Below are 16,753 nucleotides of genomic sequence, written 5' to 3' on the forward strand. Positions count from 1 at the left end.
TGGTAAAGAAGCTACCAATGCCCGAAGCCTGTCGCCTTGTCGCTTTCAATAAAAGAAGGGAAAGGAGTAAAGGTAAAAAGCAAGTGAAATTGTGGAGCAAGTGGCGTGGCGACCTAGTTCATTTTTTTGCCCCTTGCCCTTTGCCCCTTGCCCCTTGCCCTTTGCCCTTTGCCCTTTGCCCTTTGCCCTTTGCCCTTTGCCCTTTGCCCTTTGCCCTTTGCCCTTTGCCCTTTGCCCGTTTATATAATTGTTTGTAGATGTTCTACCAACTGTTGTGCTTGCATTACACCTTCAATCCGTTCTACGGGTTGACCCTGCTTAAATAATACCAAGGTTGGTAAAGCATAAATTTGATACTTAGTTGCCAAATCAGCGTATTTTTCCGTGTCAATTTTGACTATACGCAGGCGGTTTTGAAGTTGGGCATTGACTTGCTCTAAAATTGGCACCATCATCTGACAGGGGCCGCACCAGTCAGCGTAAAAATCTACCAACACAGGTACATCAGAACCAGACAACATCTCTTCAAAGCTGTTGAATTGCTTTTTAGTAGCCATGTAATACACACCGATTTTTTATTGTTTGATTTCAATAGTAATGCGTGATATCTAGAATCGGTGTAACATCATTTTGTTTTTATTGTTGCTCAATTTCACTACTGTTCCAAAAGACATAGACGCCTTTTTTAGGGTGATGTAGGCGTTAGGTAGAATTTAAATTCAAAATCTGTCTTGATCAAGTTATGAAAGTCGAGTTTTAGCGCACCCTACGGGATATTGCTACAAACTTTCCGCAAAATCCTACAAGTTCTAGGTACTAATCGCCATAAGATAATTAGCGCGGTGATTCAAAATGTTGAGGAATATTTCATGGAAGTCTTGAACGAAAATTTGCAACTTTTGCAAGGAAAGGTAGCAGTTATCACAGGTGCTTCACGAGGAATTGGGAGAGCGATCGCACTTGAATTAGCCACGCAAGGAGCCAATGTAATTGTTAACTATGCCACTTCTAATGCCGCCGCTGACAATTTAGTTGCGGAAATTACCGCAGCGGGTGGAAGCGCGATCGCTCTACAAGCTGATGTCTCTAAAATTGACCAAGTAGACTCACTGATTAACACAGTCATAGACAAGTTTAAACGCATCGATATCTTAGTCAACAACGCGGGTATCACGCGCGACACATTGCTTTTACGGATGAAGCTAGAAGAGTGGCAAGCCGTAATAGACCTTAATCTTACTGGTGTTTTTTTATGCACGCGTGCCGTTAGTAAAATCATGCTCAAGCAACGTTCTGGGCGAATTATCAATATTGCCTCCGTCGCTGGACAAGTGGGCAACCCAGGGCAGGCAAACTATAGCGCTGCCAAAGCAGGTGTCATCGGCTTTACCAAAACCGTTGCCAAAGAACTCGCTTCTCGTGGCATTACCGTTAACGCCGTCGCCCCTGGTTTCATCGTCACCGATATGACAAACGATCTCAAAGCCGATGAGATTCTGAAATACATCCCTTTAAATCGCTACGGTCAACCAGAAGAAGTTGCTGGGATGGTACGCTTCCTCGCGGCTGATCCCGCAGCCGCCTACATCACCGGACAAGTGTTTAATGTCGATGGTGGCATGGTGATGGCGTAAACTGAAACGCGATTAATCGCGTCTGTACAAGATTAATCGCGTCTGTATAAGTAAGTACTGTTACCGTAGCCCGTGCTGAATAAGTCGTAAGAGTTGTCAACAGTTTTTAATTCACTAATTACAGCAGTTTTCATTACTGTTGACGCATCCTTTGCCAAACAGTAAAACCTAACAAGATGATAATGCTACTAGCGGTAGTAAGCATTACTACTGCGCTCATGCCTTGTATTCTCATAGCCAGCAAGTTGCAAACCAAGGTAATTGACCAAAGGGTATATGCAGCGTGGCGCTGGGAGAGTCCCCAAGCAAGTAAGCGGTGGTGCAAGTGATCTTTGCCAGGAGTACTGAGAGGGTTGTTTCCTGCCAGTATCCGTCGCACGAATACCTGAGTAGTGTCCAGCACTGGCAACAGCAGAAATAAAACCGTGGGTATCAGAGCATAAACTGTATTTTGTTGGAGCCTGCCTAAAATGCTGGTTGCTGCCAGTACATAGCCAAAAAAGTATGCTCCGGCATCACCCATAATAATGCGTGAGGGGTGGAAGTTATGACGTAAAAAGCCCAGTGCCCCACCTCCCAAGGCTGCTAGAACTAAGGTTGCTGCCGCACGATTAGGAAACTGAGCTGAAACTCCTAACAAACTCATAGCGGTGATAAAGCTGATTCCTCCCGCCAAACCATCCATCCCATCCATCAAGTTAATGGCGTTGGTAATACCTACTACCCAAAGCACCGTTAGCGACATTGACAGGAGTGAGTCTATGGGGGTGCCAAAAGCGACTTTAATACTGATGCCATTAGCAACCAGCAAAAGTGCCGTAATAATCTGCGCCCACAAGCGAACAGAAGGAGGTAAGCCGAACTGGTCGTCGATAAAGCCAACAAGCACTAATATCGAACCCCCTAACAAAACAGTCAGCACCTGAGCCAATACGCTTTGGAGTTCGATAGGTCGTAAGAGGCTAGCTAGTACCAGTGCAGCAATCACTCCCGCATAAATAGCCAGCCCTCCTGCATTGGGTAAAGGTTCTCGGTTGAGTCGCCGTGCGTTGGGTTGGTCAGCCCAACCGACCCGCAAGGCAAATTTACGTACTGTGGGAATCAAACGCCACGTTACAAGCCAAGCGAAGAGAAAAGTAAATACTACTGCCAACCAGCCGGTGCCGCTAGGGTCGGCAATACCAAGGGACTTAAGGGAGTTGTCTAGATTCATCTCCCAATTCAAGCATTACTGCCAGTATCTAATATGAGCATCAACTGTATATTAATCAATTTTTTTGTTTCTATTTGTAACCTGAGTTTGTTGGAGAATTAGCACTCTTGACCTGTGAGTGCTAAATTGTCTAATGGAAGCGCTGGAAAAATAAAACATGGCGAAAATTATTGCATTTGACGAGGAATCGCGGCGAGCGCTGGAGAGGGGTGTTAACGCCCTTGCCGATGCCGTAAAAATCACCTTGGGCCCAAAAGGTCGCAACGTCCTTTTAGAGAAAAAATTTGGCGCACCCCAAATTGTCAACGATGGTATCACTGTTGCCAAGGAAATTGAATTAGAAGATCCTTTGGAAAATACTGGTGCAAGACTAATCCAAGAGGTGGCATCAAAAACTAAAGATGTTGCCGGGGATGGTACCACAACTGCTACAGTTTTGGCACAGGCGTTGATTCGTGAAGGTTTGAAGAATGTCGCGGCTGGTACTAACCCAGTTAGTTTGAAGCGCGGGATCGACAAAACTATCGAAGCACTGGTACAAGAAATTGCCAAAGTGGCTAAGCCAGTGGAAGGAAGTGCGATCGCCCAAGTCGCCACCGTCTCAGCTGGCAATGATGAAGAAGTCGGTAGTATGATAGCCGAAGCAATGGAGAAAGTCACCAAAGACGGTGTAATTACCGTTGAAGAATCCAAATCCCTGACAACCGAACTAGAAGTCGTTGAGGGGATGCAGATTGACAGGGGTTACATTTCTCCCTACTTCATCACCAACAACGAGCGACAAATAGTGGAATTTGAAAACGCTCGCATCCTGATTACTGACAAGAAAATCAGCAGCATCCAGGATTTAGTGCCAGTTTTGGAAAAAGTTGCCCGTTTAGGTCAACCCTTGCTGATTGTAGCTGAAGATGTGGAAGGGGATGCTTTGGCAACTTTGGTGGTGAACAAAGCGCGGGGTGTACTTGCCGTAGCTGCTATTAAAGCACCTGGATTTGGCGATCGCCGCAAAGCTTTGTTACAAGATATTGCCATTATCACTGATGGACAGTTGATTTCTGAAGAAATCGGCTTAAGCCTAGATACCGCTTCTTTGGAAGCATTGGGAACTGCCCGTAAAATCACCATTGACAAAGAAAGCACCACAATTGTAGCTGGCAGTACCACCAAGCCAGAAGTGCAAAAGCGGATCGCGCAAATTCGCAAGCAATTGGAAGAAACTGATTCTGACTACGATCAAGAAAAACTTCAAGAACGCATCGCCAAGCTAGCTGGCGGCGTAGCCGTGATTAAAGTGGGTGCAGCCACGGAAACCGAACTCAAAGACCGCAAACTACGCATTGAAGACGCACTGAACGCCACTAAAGCTGCTGTGGAAGAAGGCATCGTTCCTGGTGGTGGGACGACCCTCATTCACTTGGCCAAAAACGTAGAAGTGTTTAAAAATACCTTAAAAGATGAAGAAAAAATCGGGGCTGAGATTGTTGGGCGAGCGCTAGAAGCTCCCTTGCGTCAAATAGCAGAAAACGCCGGTGCTGAAGGTTCCGTCATTGTCTCCAGAGTGCGGGACACCGAATTTAACATTGGCTACAACGCTGCTACCGGGGACTTTGAAGACTTGATTGCTGCCGGTATTATCGATCCTGCTAAAGTCGTGCGCTCAGCTTTGCAAAACGCCGCTTCGATTGCTGGTATGGTTTTAACCACCGAAGCCGTTGTCGTGGAAAAGCCTGAGAAGAAACCTGCTGGTGGTGCCCCTGACATGGGCGGCATGGGCGGTATGGGTGGTATGGGCGGCATGGGTGGCATGGGCGGCATGGGCGGCATGGGCATGATGTAGTAGTCAATTACATCTGGAAGCCATTTTCGTACCCATCAAAATTAACAGAGGTACTTTACGCAGTTTGTCTTGCCAAGGCAAACTGTTTTTTTTATACCATTGCTGATTTAGAGGCAATCTAGTACATTGTCATACCAAGCTGCATTCAAAATATAGAAAGCTCCTGTTTGTTGTAGAGACGCGATTAATCGCTCTACCCTTAATTCCTATCTCCTGTCTATTAGGTTAAATTTTAAATTTTATGGCACGAAAACTACGCCGCCTTGCCAGATTGGTAACTAAGCAACATGCAGATGAGTTTTATCACTATCCAGGGACTTTACCAGGAACTATTGTTGTCGATGCAGATGCTCCACCACCGATAATTTTTTTGATTGACTACAACCAAACTAATTTCACCCGCCACCAAGTAGCAACCCCGGAGGAGTGTGCTTCCTATCTAGATACAAAATCCGTTTCTTGGGTAGACGTGCAAGGTTTAGGCAGTCCAGATATATTACAAAGATTGGCTCAGGTTTTTGATTTACATCCGCTGGTTTTAGAAGATGTGGTCAATGTACCAGAGCGTCCCAAAGTAGAGGATTATGAAGACCAACTAGTATTCATTGCCCGTATGGTTGTGCCAAAGCAAAGAACATGTGGTTTTTATAGTGAGCAAGTGAGTTTGATATTAGGGAAAAATTATTTGCTCACAGTACAGGAGGAACCAGACCATGATTGCTTTGAAGGGGTGCGATCGCGAATTGAAAAAGGTAAAGGTATCATCCGTAAACAGGGAGCCGATTATTTAGCTTACACTCTGTTAGATGCAATTATTGATGGCTTTTTTCCAGTACTGGAGCTTTACGGCGATCGAATCGAAGAGTTAGAGGAGGAAGTAATAGCCAACCCTACCCGGCAAACATTACAAAATATCTATCACATTAGGCGAGAATTACTGCAATTACGTCGTGCAATCTGGCCCCAGCGGGATGCAATTAATTCTTTGATTCGAGATGGCAGTGAACTTATTAGTGAAGAGGTAAGAATCTACCTGCGAGATTGTTATGACCACGCAGTACAAGTGATGGACATGGTGGAAACTTACCGAGAATTAGCATCTGGTTTAATGGATGTATATCTTTCGGCAGTGAGTAACAGAATGAATGAAGTCATGAAGTTGCTGACAGTGGTTTCAGCAATTTTTATTCCACTGACTTTTGTAGTTGGTATATATGGGATGAATTTTAATACTGAAAAGTCACCATATAATATGCCTGAATTGAATTGGTATTGGGGCTATCCGATTTGCCTAGCAGTAATGGCAGTGATCGGATTTGGCTTGCTATTCTTATTTTGGCAGCGGGGCTGGCTCGAAAATTCTTCGTCAATTAAGCGTGATTGAAGATTGGTAATGAGCAATGAGTAGAATATACAAAATCATCAGATGGAGTTGATATTTTGAGTTATGAGAACTAGTAGTAGTGACCAGAATTTAGTAGTTTTGACGCTTTATATTATTGGTGTTTCTTATGTCTTCAATCGCATGATTGAATCAATCGACGATCAAGTGAAATTTGAGTTTAAAAAAGGAGTTGTCGATGAACAACTCAAAGAACAAAATCTCCAAAATCAGATAGGAATTTCCTGTAAACTCAAAGCCTCATACGCAATTGATGCTCTCAAAGATTTGCAAATTAGCATTGAAAATAAATCCGATAACATTGCCGTATACGTTGATTGGGATAATAGCTCTTTGGTAGTCGAACATAGTAAGGAATCGCGCCGCGTGATTCGGAAATCACCAGACTTGACTCGTGACTTAGCTGTACCACAAAGTCCCAGCTTGATTGTTCCTCAAAAAACACTTACCGAAACGGTAACATCAGAAAATGTATTCGAGCGCGATCAAGTAACTGGAACTTACACAGCCAAAAAACCCATAGTTAATATAACTGGGCTGAAATCTGGTGCGCCACCGCAAAAAAAGTTGTACAACAATTTCATAAATAGAAGAGAGGAGTTGAAATTTTCCCTACAATTAGTGTTGCGAATATCTGAGGTACGTGTAGGTCTAGCGCCAGGTATCAATGTTCCCCCAATGTGTATTATCAATTGTCCTTTCACCATCAGGAAACTACCTTGGACATACGCCTTACCTTGGAATAAAAAGAAATAATCCTAACCAGACGCAGGATGCCATCCAAGATTACACTGGATCTAGGGAAGGAGTAGGCGCAGGCGGTTGCAGATCAGCCATACTGGCTGGTTTGAGGAAAGTCCGGGCTTCCGAAAGACCAAACTTGCTGGATAACGTCCAGTGCGAGCGATCGTGAGGATAGTGCCACAGAAAGATACCGCCAATTAGTCATTAGTTATTAGTCATTAGTCATTTGTGAAAGAACAAAGGACAAAGGACTAACGACAAAGGACTAATTTGGCAAGGGTGCAAAGGTGCGGTAAGAGCGCACCAGCAGCGTCGAGAGGCGCTGGCTCGGTAAACCCCGGTTGGAAGCAAGGCGAAAGGAACTATGGTTGGTCTTTTACCAGTTCCTCTCAAAAAGAGCCGCTTGAGGCGTCTGGTAACAGGCGTCCCAGATAGATAACTGCCCTCGCAAGAGAACAGAACCCGGCTTATGTCCTGCTCTCTCCCATAATGGATTATGGAGGCTTTTGCTTTTGTAATCCATTATTTATGGAAATTGCCAGTTAGTCGTGTACTAGGCGCATCTACGCTATGTAAGTGAAAATCAGTCCTCTCCAGAGACTTTTTTACCCAGAAAGTTTTCTTACTTCTAGTTTTGATTGTAGATTTTGTTAGGATACATATTTTCAAAGTAGGCAATAGCAACTTCGCCAAAGACCTTAACCGCAGCAGCTCCAATTGCAGGTTGAACAACTTGTCCGATACCTGGAATAAATCCTGCTATGATACCGCCTATCCGGAAAAGTAATTGTCCTCCGCCCATTGCTATAATTGCTGCGGCTATTGCTCCTAACCCACCAGCAGGTATTAAATCCACATCATAAACTTGAGCAATTCGAGTTACTACAGTTGCTTGTACACCAGCTAAACCAGTTTGAAAGGTTAATGCGCCCATAACAGGAACCCAACCAGCAACTCCTGCTGTTACTCCACCTCCCATCATTAACCAAAGTTCATCTCTGGCTTGATCACGACAATATTTAGGCATAAAATGGCCCACCGTGCCAAAAAAGTTTTGTACACTGAGGAAACTTCAGAACTGCGATCGCACAGATGCGGTGAACAGCATTGGCTCTCGAAATACTTTCTGTTTCTAGCTTTCAAAAAGTTAGAGTCAATGAGCTGTATAAGTCAGCCCACCTCTGTGTTCAATTTGGGCGTGCAAGTTTTCCCAGCACCAGGGTAAACACATCTAAAGGAAAAAAATCCTTTCAATACAAGGGTTTTGGTGTTTGCTTATCAAGCTGATTTTTTGATCAAGCTCCTTATCCAGTAAGCATTTCAGCAATCATGTGTGTTTACCCTGCACTCATAATATTCAGAATTTTTTTAAACAAAATCCATCTAAAGAGATGGGGAGTAAAAAATTAAAGTGTTATCAACAGATTCAACATTTCTGGCAAGTAAAATTCTTGGACATATAGCAGTTGCCAGTGAGCGAATGAGATAAACTAATCATAAAACCTAAGCACTAAGAGACTTTTAACCCTGATAACTATTCGCATACTCGTGCGATCGCAAGGATAAACGCTTATCAATTGAGTTTTGTTGCTGGTTTGAATTGTGTAGGCTGGCTAAGACTGCGGAAGTAGAGGCTACCCACGATCGCCCAAAACAGGAGATACCCCACAGCTTGAACTAAATACAGCTTTTGGGTATAGCCAAATAAAGTTTTCAGCAAGATTCCCGGAAACTGTCGGTCGGGTAAAATACCTGAGAGATCCCAAATCTGAGGGCCCAAAAGACAAGAGGTATTTCCTTGTCCACAATTTTCAATAACTGAGGAATTAATTTGACTAAAAGCGATCGCCGCAGCATCAAGATGGCGGAGGGTAGAAATCACCAAACCAGAGACAATCAACAGCAAAAATACGCCCATTGCTTGGAAAAATTGGCTCAAGTTAATGCGGATACTCCACTTAAACAGCAGCATCCCGATTAAAACTGCTGTAGTTAGTCCTCCTATGGCTCCAAGTACTGGTGTTAAGCCTTCTTGAAATTTAGCGACAATAAACAAAGCTGTCTCTAAGCCTTCCCGAAAAACGGCAATAAAAATTAAGCTGAAAATTGCCCAAGCTGCACGGTTATCTTGACCCAAAGCACTTGTGACGGAACCTTCAATTTCCGCCTTGAGAAATCGTGCTTGTCGCGTCATCCAGATCAGCATCCAGCTGAGCATGGCGATCGCAATTACGCCTAGTCCGACCTCGAATAATTGCTTGAAAACTGGCCCATAAAGCAGATCGGATGTCTGCAATCCTTGGATTCCCGCACGCAGAAGTAAACCAACAACAAAACTAGCTAAAGTGGCGCTGAAAACTCCTAAATATACCCAACGATGCAATTTTTGTTGTTCAGCTTGCTGTAAACAGGCGAAGACAATTCCGACAACTAAAGCAGCTTCTACACCTTCTCTTAAAGTAATCAAAAAGGTTGGTAATGCAGCACTCCAATTCATAAGACATTAATATTAAATAATTTCAGTAGCAGATGTTTCTGCGGGACAGGAACAGGGAAGTAAAAGGGACTGGGGATCAGGGTTGAGAACAAAGAATAAATTAGTTCTTTATGATTAGGTGCAGAGCAAATGAGCTTGGGCGATCGCTAATCCTGATGCCAAAACTACTGTGCATTCGGTGAGCGTCACTATGATATAATCAATCGATCATGGCAAAACCGCCTAAAAACCAGCCTATCAAATCGATGGCAACTATTCTTGATCATAGTAAAATTGTACTAAAAAATCAGCATTGTAAAGTTATTGAAGTAATAGTTAGAGAATTATCAGCATTTAAGAGAGATAATAGGGTGACAAGAACTTGATTGTACGAAGTTTGTATTTCAACCATTACGTATAATACAGTTTTTATAGGCAAAATAAATTCTGAGTAAGCAACGTCTTTGATTAAAGAATCGAGCGTGTCTAAAGACACCGAGAGTGTCAAAGTCTGTAACCTTGCTAAATAAGAGTTAACTATGTAACTCGGCTTATTTATGTCCTGTCTCCCGATTTTTGTCATTAGTAATTTGTTAATGACTAATGATCATTAGTGACTAATGAATAATGTCTCTAGCTTATCCACGCCGTCAGCGGCAACTCGAAAGTTTAGTACAAAAATTAGGTATGCCACCAGAAGCACCAATAAAGTGGCAGCTTTTGGATTTGGCGCTGACTCATCCAACTGTTTCTGAGACAGCAAACTATGAACAACTGGAGTTTGTTGGGGATGCTGTGGTACGTTTGGTGGCAGCCGTTGTGTTATGGGAACATTATCCCGATTGTCCAGTAGGGGATTTTGCCGCGATTCGCTCGGTATTGGTGAGCGATCGCGTCCTTGCCCAACTAGCTAGAGAATACGGTTTCGAGTTATACTTACTTGTTGCTGGCAGTGCTACCGCTGATAAAATTGGTCAAGAGTCACGACTAGCAGATGCCTTTGAAGCAGTTCTAGGTGCGCTTTATTTAAGCACTCAAAATCTTGAACTAATTCGCCCTTGGCTAGATCCCCACTTCCAACAACTAGCAACAGAAATTCGCCTTGATCCAGCCAGACTTAACTACAAAGCGGCTCTGCAAGAATGGACTCAGGCACAATTTAAAGTTTTACCAGAGTATCGGGTTGTGGAAGTCGGTCAACCGCATCACAATCAAGAGCGTTTCGTGGCTGAAGTATGGCTGCACGGAAAAAAGCTTGGGCAAGGTAAAGGGCGTTCGATCAAAGCCGCTGAACAAGCAGCAGCCAAAGTAGCATTTTTTGCAATCAGTAATCCGGAAAAATCCTGAATTCAAAAGACAGTTGAAGCTGATAATCAGTTGATTGTCATTTGTCTGAGCTTCGGGTAAGTCGTTGACACGTCTACGTCCTTTGTATACAAATGACAAATGACTAATGACTAATGACAAATGACAAACAAAATTAAAATCGCTGTCATCGGGGTTGGGCGCTGGGGAGTGCATTTACTACGGAATTTTTTAGCACATCCCCAAGCAAATGTAGTTGCAGTACTAGACCCGACTTTAGAACGATTATTAGCAGTAAAACAGCAGTTTAATTTAGATGAAAATATCGTATTAACAACTGAGTGGCAGGCTCTAAAGCAAGTGCCAGGGTTAACAGGGGTGGCGATCGCTACTCCCGCTATTACCCACTATGCCTTAATTCGGGACGCTCTCCAGCAGGGATACCATGTTTTGGCAGAAAAACCCTTAACTCTCAACCCAATTGAATGCCAGGAACTTTGCCACTTGGCAGAGCAACAGCACTCAATACTTATGGTTGACCACACTTATTTATTTCACCCAGCAGTTGAGCGAGGGCAAGCTATAGTTCAAGCAGGGAAATTAGGTGATTTACGCTACGGCTATGCCACCCGTACCCATTTAGGCCCTGTCCGGCAAGATGTTGATGTACTGTGGGACTTAGCCATTCATGATATTGCCATCTTTAATACCTGGCTGGGTCAACTACCCGTGAAAGTACAAGCAACGGGTACAGTGTGGCTACAGGGGAGAGTGGAGGAAGGGGGGAGTGGAGGAAGGGGAGGGACTAGCCGATCTAGTTTGGGTGACGTTGACATATCCAGATGGCTTTCAGGCATATATTCACCTGTGTTGGCTGAATCCCGATAAACAGCGACGACTGGGGGTTGTAGGCAGTCTTGGTAGCTTGATTTTTGATGAAATGTCACTCCTATCACCGCTGACGCTGCTACATGGTGAGTTTGAACAAAAGGGAAATCAATTTATGCCTGTGAATCAAAGGCAAGAAGTACTGGAACTAGAAACAGGCGAACCATTGCAGCGAGTTTGCGATCGCTTTGTTGTCTCTATCCTCAAAAATACTCCCTCAGAGGTTTCCTCTGGCTGGGTAGGCACAAAGTTAGTAGAAATTCTGGATGCTTTAACAGCATCTCTTCAGCAAGGCGGTAAACCTGTTTTTCTGCGTAAAAACTGACGCAACAACCTTCTCTATTCCTCAATTCTCCGCGTTCTCTGTGTCTCTGTGGTTCGTTTATTAGATAATTTATTTCTTGGCAATCCCTTAGGATAACGGCTTACTTTAGTTTCTTCATCCTCAGAGGGAAATCCAAGATTTCCTAAGTCCTCTTTTTTCTCTGGGGCTGATAATAAAGAGATATCGATTAAAGGTAATGTAATGCTGACTGTTGTACCTTGATCAAGACCTACACTCTCAAGAGTAATTTTACCTCCCATGAGTTCGATTAAGTTTCGTGAAATCGCCAGTCCCAATCCCGTACCTTCAAATTGGGGTGTGGTTGTATCCACCATTACAAAAGGGCGAAATAGTTTATGCTGTTGAGCAGGTTCAATGCCCATACCTGTATCTTTGACTGTTACTACAACCTCAGATTTGCCAGCACTATATTGAACTTTTGTAGTAATGGTGATGCTTCCCGTTTCGGTGAACTTAGTAGCGTTACCAATGACGTTAATCAGCACCTGCTTAAGTTTTGCCGCATCTGCTTTAATTGGTATCGGTTCAGCCCCTAGCTCACATTTCAACTGCAAGCCTTTGTGTTGAACATTAACTGATTGTAAATTGATTACTTCTAACAGTATTTTTCGGAGGTCAATTGGTGCTATTACTACTGAAAGTTTACCTGCTTCAATTTTAGAAATGTCGAGCAAATCATTAATAATACTTAGTAAATGAATCGCTGTTTCATCAGCACGCTTGAGGAACTCCATTTCTTCTTCCCGGTTATCGCATAAACCATCTTCAACCAGGCGAATACAGTTAATAATAATATGTAATGGGTTTCGCAATTCATGGGAAGTGGTAGCTAAAAACTGGCTTTTAATCTGATTAGCAGTTTTCGCTTCTTTCCAAGCTATTTCTAGTTCTTCTGCCCAAGCTTTGAGACGCTCGACCATTTGGTCTAGTGCTTGTGCTAGTTGATTAAACTCCCGGATTTTGAAGTTGTGCGGAACTGGTTGTGCGGCATGGTGAGAGTGAATATTTAGAGCGTAGTCTCGCAGTTCTTCTACAGGACGTGCCAGGTAAGGAGCGAGATAGAGCGATGCTAACAAACTTGCGCCAATCAAGCCAACTGTTAAAACAATCAGAATTAATTTTATTTCGTCTAAACCAAAAAGAGCATCTTCCACACTAATAACAGCTAAAATAATCCATTTTTGCTGCTGCTGTTTCGTAATTGGATTGGTAATAGCTGTGTAGCCAGCTATTAATTCTTTTCCACTTTCAAAAGATAGATCTATTGAATTCCTTTGCCCCGCAATCGCTTTTTTGATAACGCTTTTTAGCCGAGAAGCGTTTGGGTGCTGTTCGATATTTGTCCCTACCCAGTCTGACAAAGGATGTGCCAGAATTGTGCCATCTTCAGCAATTATTACCATAGAGCCAGTGAGCGACCCTGGCTGGTTTTCAGTTTGCTGATGCAATACAGACTGAATATTTAAGGTGGAAACTAAGTTTCCCCGGCGATTATAGACCGGGGCAGATAATATTAATTGAGGTTGATTTGGAGTAGGTTTTGTACCAGTTGTTCCTACTTTTGGCGGTGGTATGGTCTGAATATCAATTCCATTACTAGGGATTAATTTAAATTCTCCAATTAATCTATTACCACAGCTACTAGCAATCAGCTTGCGGCTGAATATATGTCTTAATTGGATACATTCAATTTGGGTTGGCAATTGTTGCTTGATTTCACTGAGAAACTGTTGGGCTTGTAGAGGCGAACCAGACTGAATTATTGTTGTTTGACTTGTACTCAGTAAGGTAGCTTTTAAGGTGGCGATCGCATCGGCAATTTTCTCACTTTTATTGATGGCGCTTTCTGTCAAGTTTTGACGGGCAGTCTTCAATAGGCTAGAGCGTGCCTTATTAAGGGCAAAAATCTCTCCTATTAATAACACTGGAACGAACAGAAGTAATATTCTTGTTACTAAAATTCGACGAAAGGATGATTGACGCAATTTAGCCATTAAGTGTCTCACTTCGCATCTGTAAACCACAACAGCAACGACATGCAATTAGACCAGCTAAATGAGACATTTTATGAAGTTATCAGAACTTTATTTTCAATGTTTAAAAATAACAAATTGTGATAGTGCAAAAAGAAACATGGTATACCAAAACTCATAGATGGTAGATGTAAAAGCGACTTGCATTGCATATAGATATAGTGGTGAAATTGGTAAACTGTGACTTGCAGGTATGGATTTTTTAAATCAACACACGAGCAAGGAAAATATTACAACTATTAAACCAACCTAATGATGCAACATCGTCCTCATACTACAGTTGTTTTAGCAATGAGTGCAGATGGCAAGATAGCAGATATCAGGCGATCGCCTGCTCGGTTTGGTTCAAAGGCTGATAAAACACACCTAGAAAAACAAATCGCTGCCTCTGATGCTGTCCTGTTTGGGGCTGGTACTCTCCGTGCTTACGGTACAACACTTACCGTATCACATCCAACCCTGTTGGAACATCGAACACGAGAGGGCAAGCCTCTCCAGCCAGTTCATATAGTCATTACACACTCTGCAAATCTTAATCCGGGGATTAACTTCTTTAAGCAGCCAGTTAAACGCTGGTTGCTTACGACAACAGGGGGGGCGATTTCTTGGCAAGGACGCTCAGAATTTGAGCAGATTTTAGTTTTGGAAACACCAACGGGAAAAATTGACACTCCCGCTGCTTTGCAACACCTGGCAACTCTACACATAACACGCTTAGTGGTCTTGGGTGGGGGTGAATTAGTTGCTTCTCTGCTGGAATTAAATTTAATTGATGAATTATGGCTGACTGTGTGTCCGCTGATTTTAGGTGGTACTACTGCACCCACGCCCGTAGAAGGCAGAGGATTTTTATCTCATTTAGCTCCCAAGTTGCAACTTCTAGAAGTTAATACCGTTGAGCAAGAAGTGTTTTTGCACTATCGGCTGCAACAACCAGCAGATTAGATTACGCTAAATAAGGCTATGGGTATTTTGTCATTTGTCATTTAGTTATTCTCTCCCAGGATTTACGCAAAAGTTGCCAAAAAGCTTAATTTATCAAACCGCCAAGACGCCTTCTCTACGAAACACTACGTGAACGCGCACCGTCTGGTAGAGAAGAACGCCGAGAATTCGTAGAGTGTGCGTAAGTCCTATCTCCTTCTAGTCCCCAATCCCCAATCCCCCTTAAAAGCCACACGATGGTGGAACAACTTAAGCCTCGCTATTCTGTCGTTTGGACGAACAAAATCGCCGAAGTACCCCAAGAAGCCTGGAATACTTTGGCACTGTCACTCAACACGCCTTTTTTAGAATGGGAGTGGCTGAAAAATCTCGAAACCTCTCAGAGTGCTACGGCTAAAACTGGTTGGTTGCCAAATCACCTAACACTATGGCGAGACAGAACGCTGATTGCTGCTGCTCCTCTGTATCTCAAAGGACATAGTTATGGCGAGTTTGTATTCGATCACCAGTGGGCAGAGTTAGCCGATCGCATTGGAGTACAGTATTACCCAAAATTGCTGGGAATGGTTCCATTTACTCCCGCTGAAGGCTATCGGTTCTTAATTGCCCCAGGAGAAGATGAGGATGAAATCACTGCGCTAATAGTGCATGAGATTGATTCTTTCTGCTCCAAAAATCGGATTTCTGGATGTCATTTTCTATACGTAGATCCCGTATGGCGGCCTGTGCTGGAACGGCACGGCTTTACAACTTGGTTGCACCACAACTATGTTTGGGAAAATACTGGGTTTAAGACTTTTGATGACTACTTGGCAGTTTTCAATGCGAATCAGCGTCGTAATATCAAGCGTGAACGCAAGGCTGTGGAGAAAGCTGGTTTGCGATTGCAAGCCCTAACTGGTGATGAAATTCCTAAGTCTTTATTTCCTTTGATGTACCAGTTCTATGCTGATACCTGTGATAAGTTTGGCTGGTGGGGTAGCAAGTATCTAACAAAGCGATTTTTTGAGCAGTTACATAATGATTATCGCCATCGAGTGTTATTTTTCGCCGCATACAGCGAGCAAGATCATCGCCAGCCCCTAGGGATGTCGTTTTGTTTGTTTAAAGGTGACAAACTATATGGACGCTATTGGGGGAGTTTTCAAGAAATAGATTGCTTGCATTTTGATGCTTGCTATTATTCACCAATTGAGTGGGCGATCGCAAACGGTATCCAACTATTTGACCCCGGTGCAGGTGGACGCCACAAAAAACGGCGTGGTTTCCCTGCTATGCCCAATTACAGTCTGCACCGCTTTTACAATAGTCGTTTAGAGCAAATTTTACGCCCTTATATCAGTGAAGTGAATCAACTAGAACAGCAGGAGATTGAGGCGATAAATGCGGAGTTGCCATTTAGTGAGAAAAATGGTTAAGGAAGAGGAACTATTTTCCTAGCAAAATTTGCCGAATAATCAAAATTTACTCGGCAAACAACTTTGCTTTTATTAAAGATGCTATCTTGCCTTTTTGTAAAATTGTGAAACTCAAACAGCTAGCGAGATCGCTATTTCTGCTATTCTTCGTTAAAATTCACCTTCTTGAATGCCTTGGCGAATAATTTCTTCGTGTTGGCGGACTGCTGCTGCCCTTTCAGATTCTCCTCTCGATATGTAGATAGCCGCAGCTTTCTGTAAATCCTCAATCCCCTTTTGTGGTTGTCCTTCTAAAGCTAGGTATTACCTCTGTAAAAATAAGCCTCGGCAGAATTGGGATCAACCTCTATTGCTCGCGTGTATTCAGCAATTGCTTGTTGACTGAAGTTTAGACTAAAAATAAGCAAGCAGAAAATAATACTTAGAAAAGTATGGATAAAAAATTGACATATCTGGTCAGGTGAAAAGTCACTGAAAAGAAAAAGTGGTCAGCAATGTTGAACTGACCACAA

General features: G+C 43.1%; 14 protein-coding genes, 1 other RNA gene and 1 pseudogene. 10 read left to right on the forward strand and 6 right to left on the reverse strand.

Translation table 11 applies throughout. From position 1 onward, the window contains the following. Nucleotides 1-239: 239 nt before the first annotated feature. Nucleotides 240-557 carry a thioredoxin gene (gene trxA / locus IQ246_RS22275; protein WP_194005519.1) on the reverse strand — a complete coding sequence of 106 codons (318 nt, stop codon included), beginning with the start codon at nt 555-557 and terminating at the stop codon, nt 240-242. A gap of 312 nt (nt 558-869) precedes the next feature. Between trxA and fabG the strand changes: the two genes are divergently transcribed. Next, on the forward strand, nt 870-1,634 hold the full coding sequence (fabG, locus tag IQ246_RS22280) for a 3-oxoacyl-[acyl-carrier-protein] reductase (RefSeq protein WP_194005520.1): 765 nt from the start codon (nt 870-872) through the stop codon (nt 1,632-1,634). Between the two features lie 133 nt (nt 1,635-1,767). On the opposite strand, the gene IQ246_RS22285 is transcribed toward fabG, so the two are convergent. Further along, nucleotides 1,768-2,847: an MraY family glycosyltransferase gene (locus tag IQ246_RS22285; protein WP_194005521.1), complete on the reverse strand. Its 1,080-nt coding sequence runs from the start codon at nt 2,845-2,847 to the stop codon at nt 1,768-1,770. 157 nt (nt 2,848-3,004) lie between these two features. Between IQ246_RS22285 and groL the strand changes: the two genes are divergently transcribed. The 4 genes from groL to rnpB all read left to right on the forward strand — a co-directional run bounded on the left by groL (nt 3,005) and on the right by rnpB (nt 7,315). After that, nucleotides 3,005-4,684, forward strand: a complete 1,680-nt coding sequence (gene groL, locus IQ246_RS22290) for a chaperonin GroEL (RefSeq protein ID WP_194005522.1) — start codon at nt 3,005-3,007, stop codon at nt 4,682-4,684. A gap of 241 nt (nt 4,685-4,925) precedes the next feature. Beyond that, on the forward strand, nt 4,926-6,068 hold the full coding sequence (corA, locus tag IQ246_RS22295) for a magnesium/cobalt transporter CorA (RefSeq protein ID WP_194005523.1): 1,143 nt from the start codon (nt 4,926-4,928) through the stop codon (nt 6,066-6,068). Between the two features lie 63 nt (nt 6,069-6,131). Next, nucleotides 6,132-6,842, forward strand: a complete 711-nt coding sequence (locus tag IQ246_RS22300; RefSeq protein ID WP_194005524.1) for a hypothetical protein — start codon at nt 6,132-6,134, stop codon at nt 6,840-6,842. Between the two features lie 49 nt (nt 6,843-6,891). Beyond that, nucleotides 6,892-7,315, forward strand: an RNA gene (rnpB, locus tag IQ246_RS22305) — RNase P RNA component class A. Nucleotides 7,316-7,458: 143 nt separating this feature from the next. Here the strand turns inward: rnpB and IQ246_RS22310 are convergent. Further along, entirely contained in the window at nt 7,459-7,857 is a 399-nt protein-coding gene (locus IQ246_RS22310) for a hypothetical protein (protein ID WP_194005525.1), read from the reverse strand. Nucleotides 7,858-7,860: 3 nt separating this feature from the next. Between IQ246_RS22310 and IQ246_RS22315 the strand changes: the two genes are divergently transcribed. After that, the gene (locus tag IQ246_RS22315; protein ID WP_194005526.1) at nt 7,861-8,055 is read left to right on the forward strand and encodes a hypothetical protein; all 195 of its coding nucleotides are present in this window, start codon (nt 7,861-7,863) and stop codon (nt 8,053-8,055) included. A 348-nt stretch (nt 8,056-8,403) separates the two neighbouring features. Here IQ246_RS22315 and IQ246_RS22320 read toward each other — a convergent pair whose 3' ends face one another. Next, on the reverse strand, nt 8,404-9,327 hold the full coding sequence (locus tag IQ246_RS22320; protein WP_194005527.1) for an FTR1 family protein: 924 nt from the start codon (nt 9,325-9,327) through the stop codon (nt 8,404-8,406). 606 nt (nt 9,328-9,933) lie between these two features. Between IQ246_RS22320 and rnc the strand changes: the two genes are divergently transcribed. Together rnc and IQ246_RS22330 are read left to right on the forward strand one after the other, a co-directional pair. Then, nucleotides 9,934-10,653 carry a ribonuclease III gene (gene rnc, locus IQ246_RS22325; RefSeq protein ID WP_194005528.1) on the forward strand — a complete coding sequence of 240 codons (720 nt, stop codon included), beginning with the start codon at nt 9,934-9,936 and terminating at the stop codon, nt 10,651-10,653. A gap of 120 nt (nt 10,654-10,773) precedes the next feature. After that, a pseudogene (locus IQ246_RS22330) lies at nt 10,774-11,824 on the forward strand (Gfo/Idh/MocA family protein). Between the two features lie 14 nt (nt 11,825-11,838). On the opposite strand, the gene IQ246_RS22335 reads toward IQ246_RS22330, so the two are convergent. Beyond that, a complete protein-coding gene (locus tag IQ246_RS22335) occupies nt 11,839-13,839 on the reverse strand; it encodes an ATP-binding protein (protein WP_194005529.1) in 2,001 nt (666 codons plus the stop codon). A gap of 291 nt (nt 13,840-14,130) precedes the next feature. Between IQ246_RS22335 and IQ246_RS22340 the strand changes: the two genes are divergently transcribed. Together IQ246_RS22340 and IQ246_RS22345 are read left to right on the forward strand one after the other, a co-directional pair. Next, complete coding sequence (locus IQ246_RS22340) at nt 14,131-14,823, forward strand: RibD family protein (RefSeq protein ID WP_194005530.1); 693 nt, start codon at nt 14,131-14,133, stop codon at nt 14,821-14,823. 236 nt (nt 14,824-15,059) lie between these two features. Further along, complete coding sequence (locus tag IQ246_RS22345; RefSeq protein WP_194005531.1) at nt 15,060-16,241, forward strand: GNAT family N-acetyltransferase; 1,182 nt, start codon at nt 15,060-15,062, stop codon at nt 16,239-16,241. Nucleotides 16,242-16,537: 296 nt separating this feature from the next. On the opposite strand, the gene IQ246_RS31350 is transcribed toward IQ246_RS22345, so the two are convergent. After that, nucleotides 16,538-16,648 carry a tetratricopeptide repeat protein gene (locus tag IQ246_RS31350; RefSeq protein ID WP_194005532.1) on the reverse strand — a complete coding sequence of 37 codons (111 nt, stop codon included), beginning with the start codon at nt 16,646-16,648 and terminating at the stop codon, nt 16,538-16,540. Nucleotides 16,649-16,753: the final 105 nt, after the last annotated feature.

The sequence above is a fragment of the aff. Roholtiella sp. LEGE 12411 genome, assembly GCF_015206995.1.
In the GTDB taxonomy this organism is placed as follows: Bacteria; Cyanobacteriota; Cyanobacteriia; order Cyanobacteriales; family Nostocaceae; genus Komarekiella.

Excerpts from the sequence above, each read along its gene's own strand:
- fabG (WP_194005520.1), top strand. The coding sequence starts at position 870 with ATGGAAGTCTTGAACGAAAATTTGCAACTTTTGCAAGGAAAGGTAGCA.
- IQ246_RS22315 (WP_194005526.1), top strand. The coding sequence starts at position 7,861 with ATGGCCCACCGTGCCAAAAAAGTTTTGTACACTGAGGAAACTTCAGAA.
- IQ246_RS22340 (WP_194005530.1), top strand. The coding sequence starts at position 14,131 with ATGATGCAACATCGTCCTCATACTACAGTTGTTTTAGCAATGAGTGCA.
- IQ246_RS22335 (WP_194005529.1), bottom strand. The coding sequence starts at position 13,839 with ATGGCTAAATTGCGTCAATCATCCTTTCGTCGAATTTTAGTAACAAGA.
- rnc (WP_194005528.1), top strand. The coding sequence starts at position 9,934 with ATGTCTCTAGCTTATCCACGCCGTCAGCGGCAACTCGAAAGTTTAGTA.
- IQ246_RS22285 (WP_194005521.1), bottom strand. The coding sequence starts at position 2,847 with ATGAATCTAGACAACTCCCTTAAGTCCCTTGGTATTGCCGACCCTAGC.
- corA (WP_194005523.1), top strand. The coding sequence starts at position 4,926 with ATGGCACGAAAACTACGCCGCCTTGCCAGATTGGTAACTAAGCAACAT.
- IQ246_RS22300 (WP_194005524.1), top strand. The coding sequence starts at position 6,132 with ATGAGAACTAGTAGTAGTGACCAGAATTTAGTAGTTTTGACGCTTTAT.
- trxA (WP_194005519.1), bottom strand. The coding sequence starts at position 557 with ATGGCTACTAAAAAGCAATTCAACAGCTTTGAAGAGATGTTGTCTGGT.
- groL (WP_194005522.1), top strand. The coding sequence starts at position 3,005 with ATGGCGAAAATTATTGCATTTGACGAGGAATCGCGGCGAGCGCTGGAG.
- IQ246_RS22345 (WP_194005531.1), top strand. The coding sequence starts at position 15,060 with ATGGTGGAACAACTTAAGCCTCGCTATTCTGTCGTTTGGACGAACAAA.
- IQ246_RS22310 (WP_194005525.1), bottom strand. The coding sequence starts at position 7,857 with ATGCCTAAATATTGTCGTGATCAAGCCAGAGATGAACTTTGGTTAATG.
- IQ246_RS22320 (WP_194005527.1), bottom strand. The coding sequence starts at position 9,327 with ATGAATTGGAGTGCTGCATTACCAACCTTTTTGATTACTTTAAGAGAA.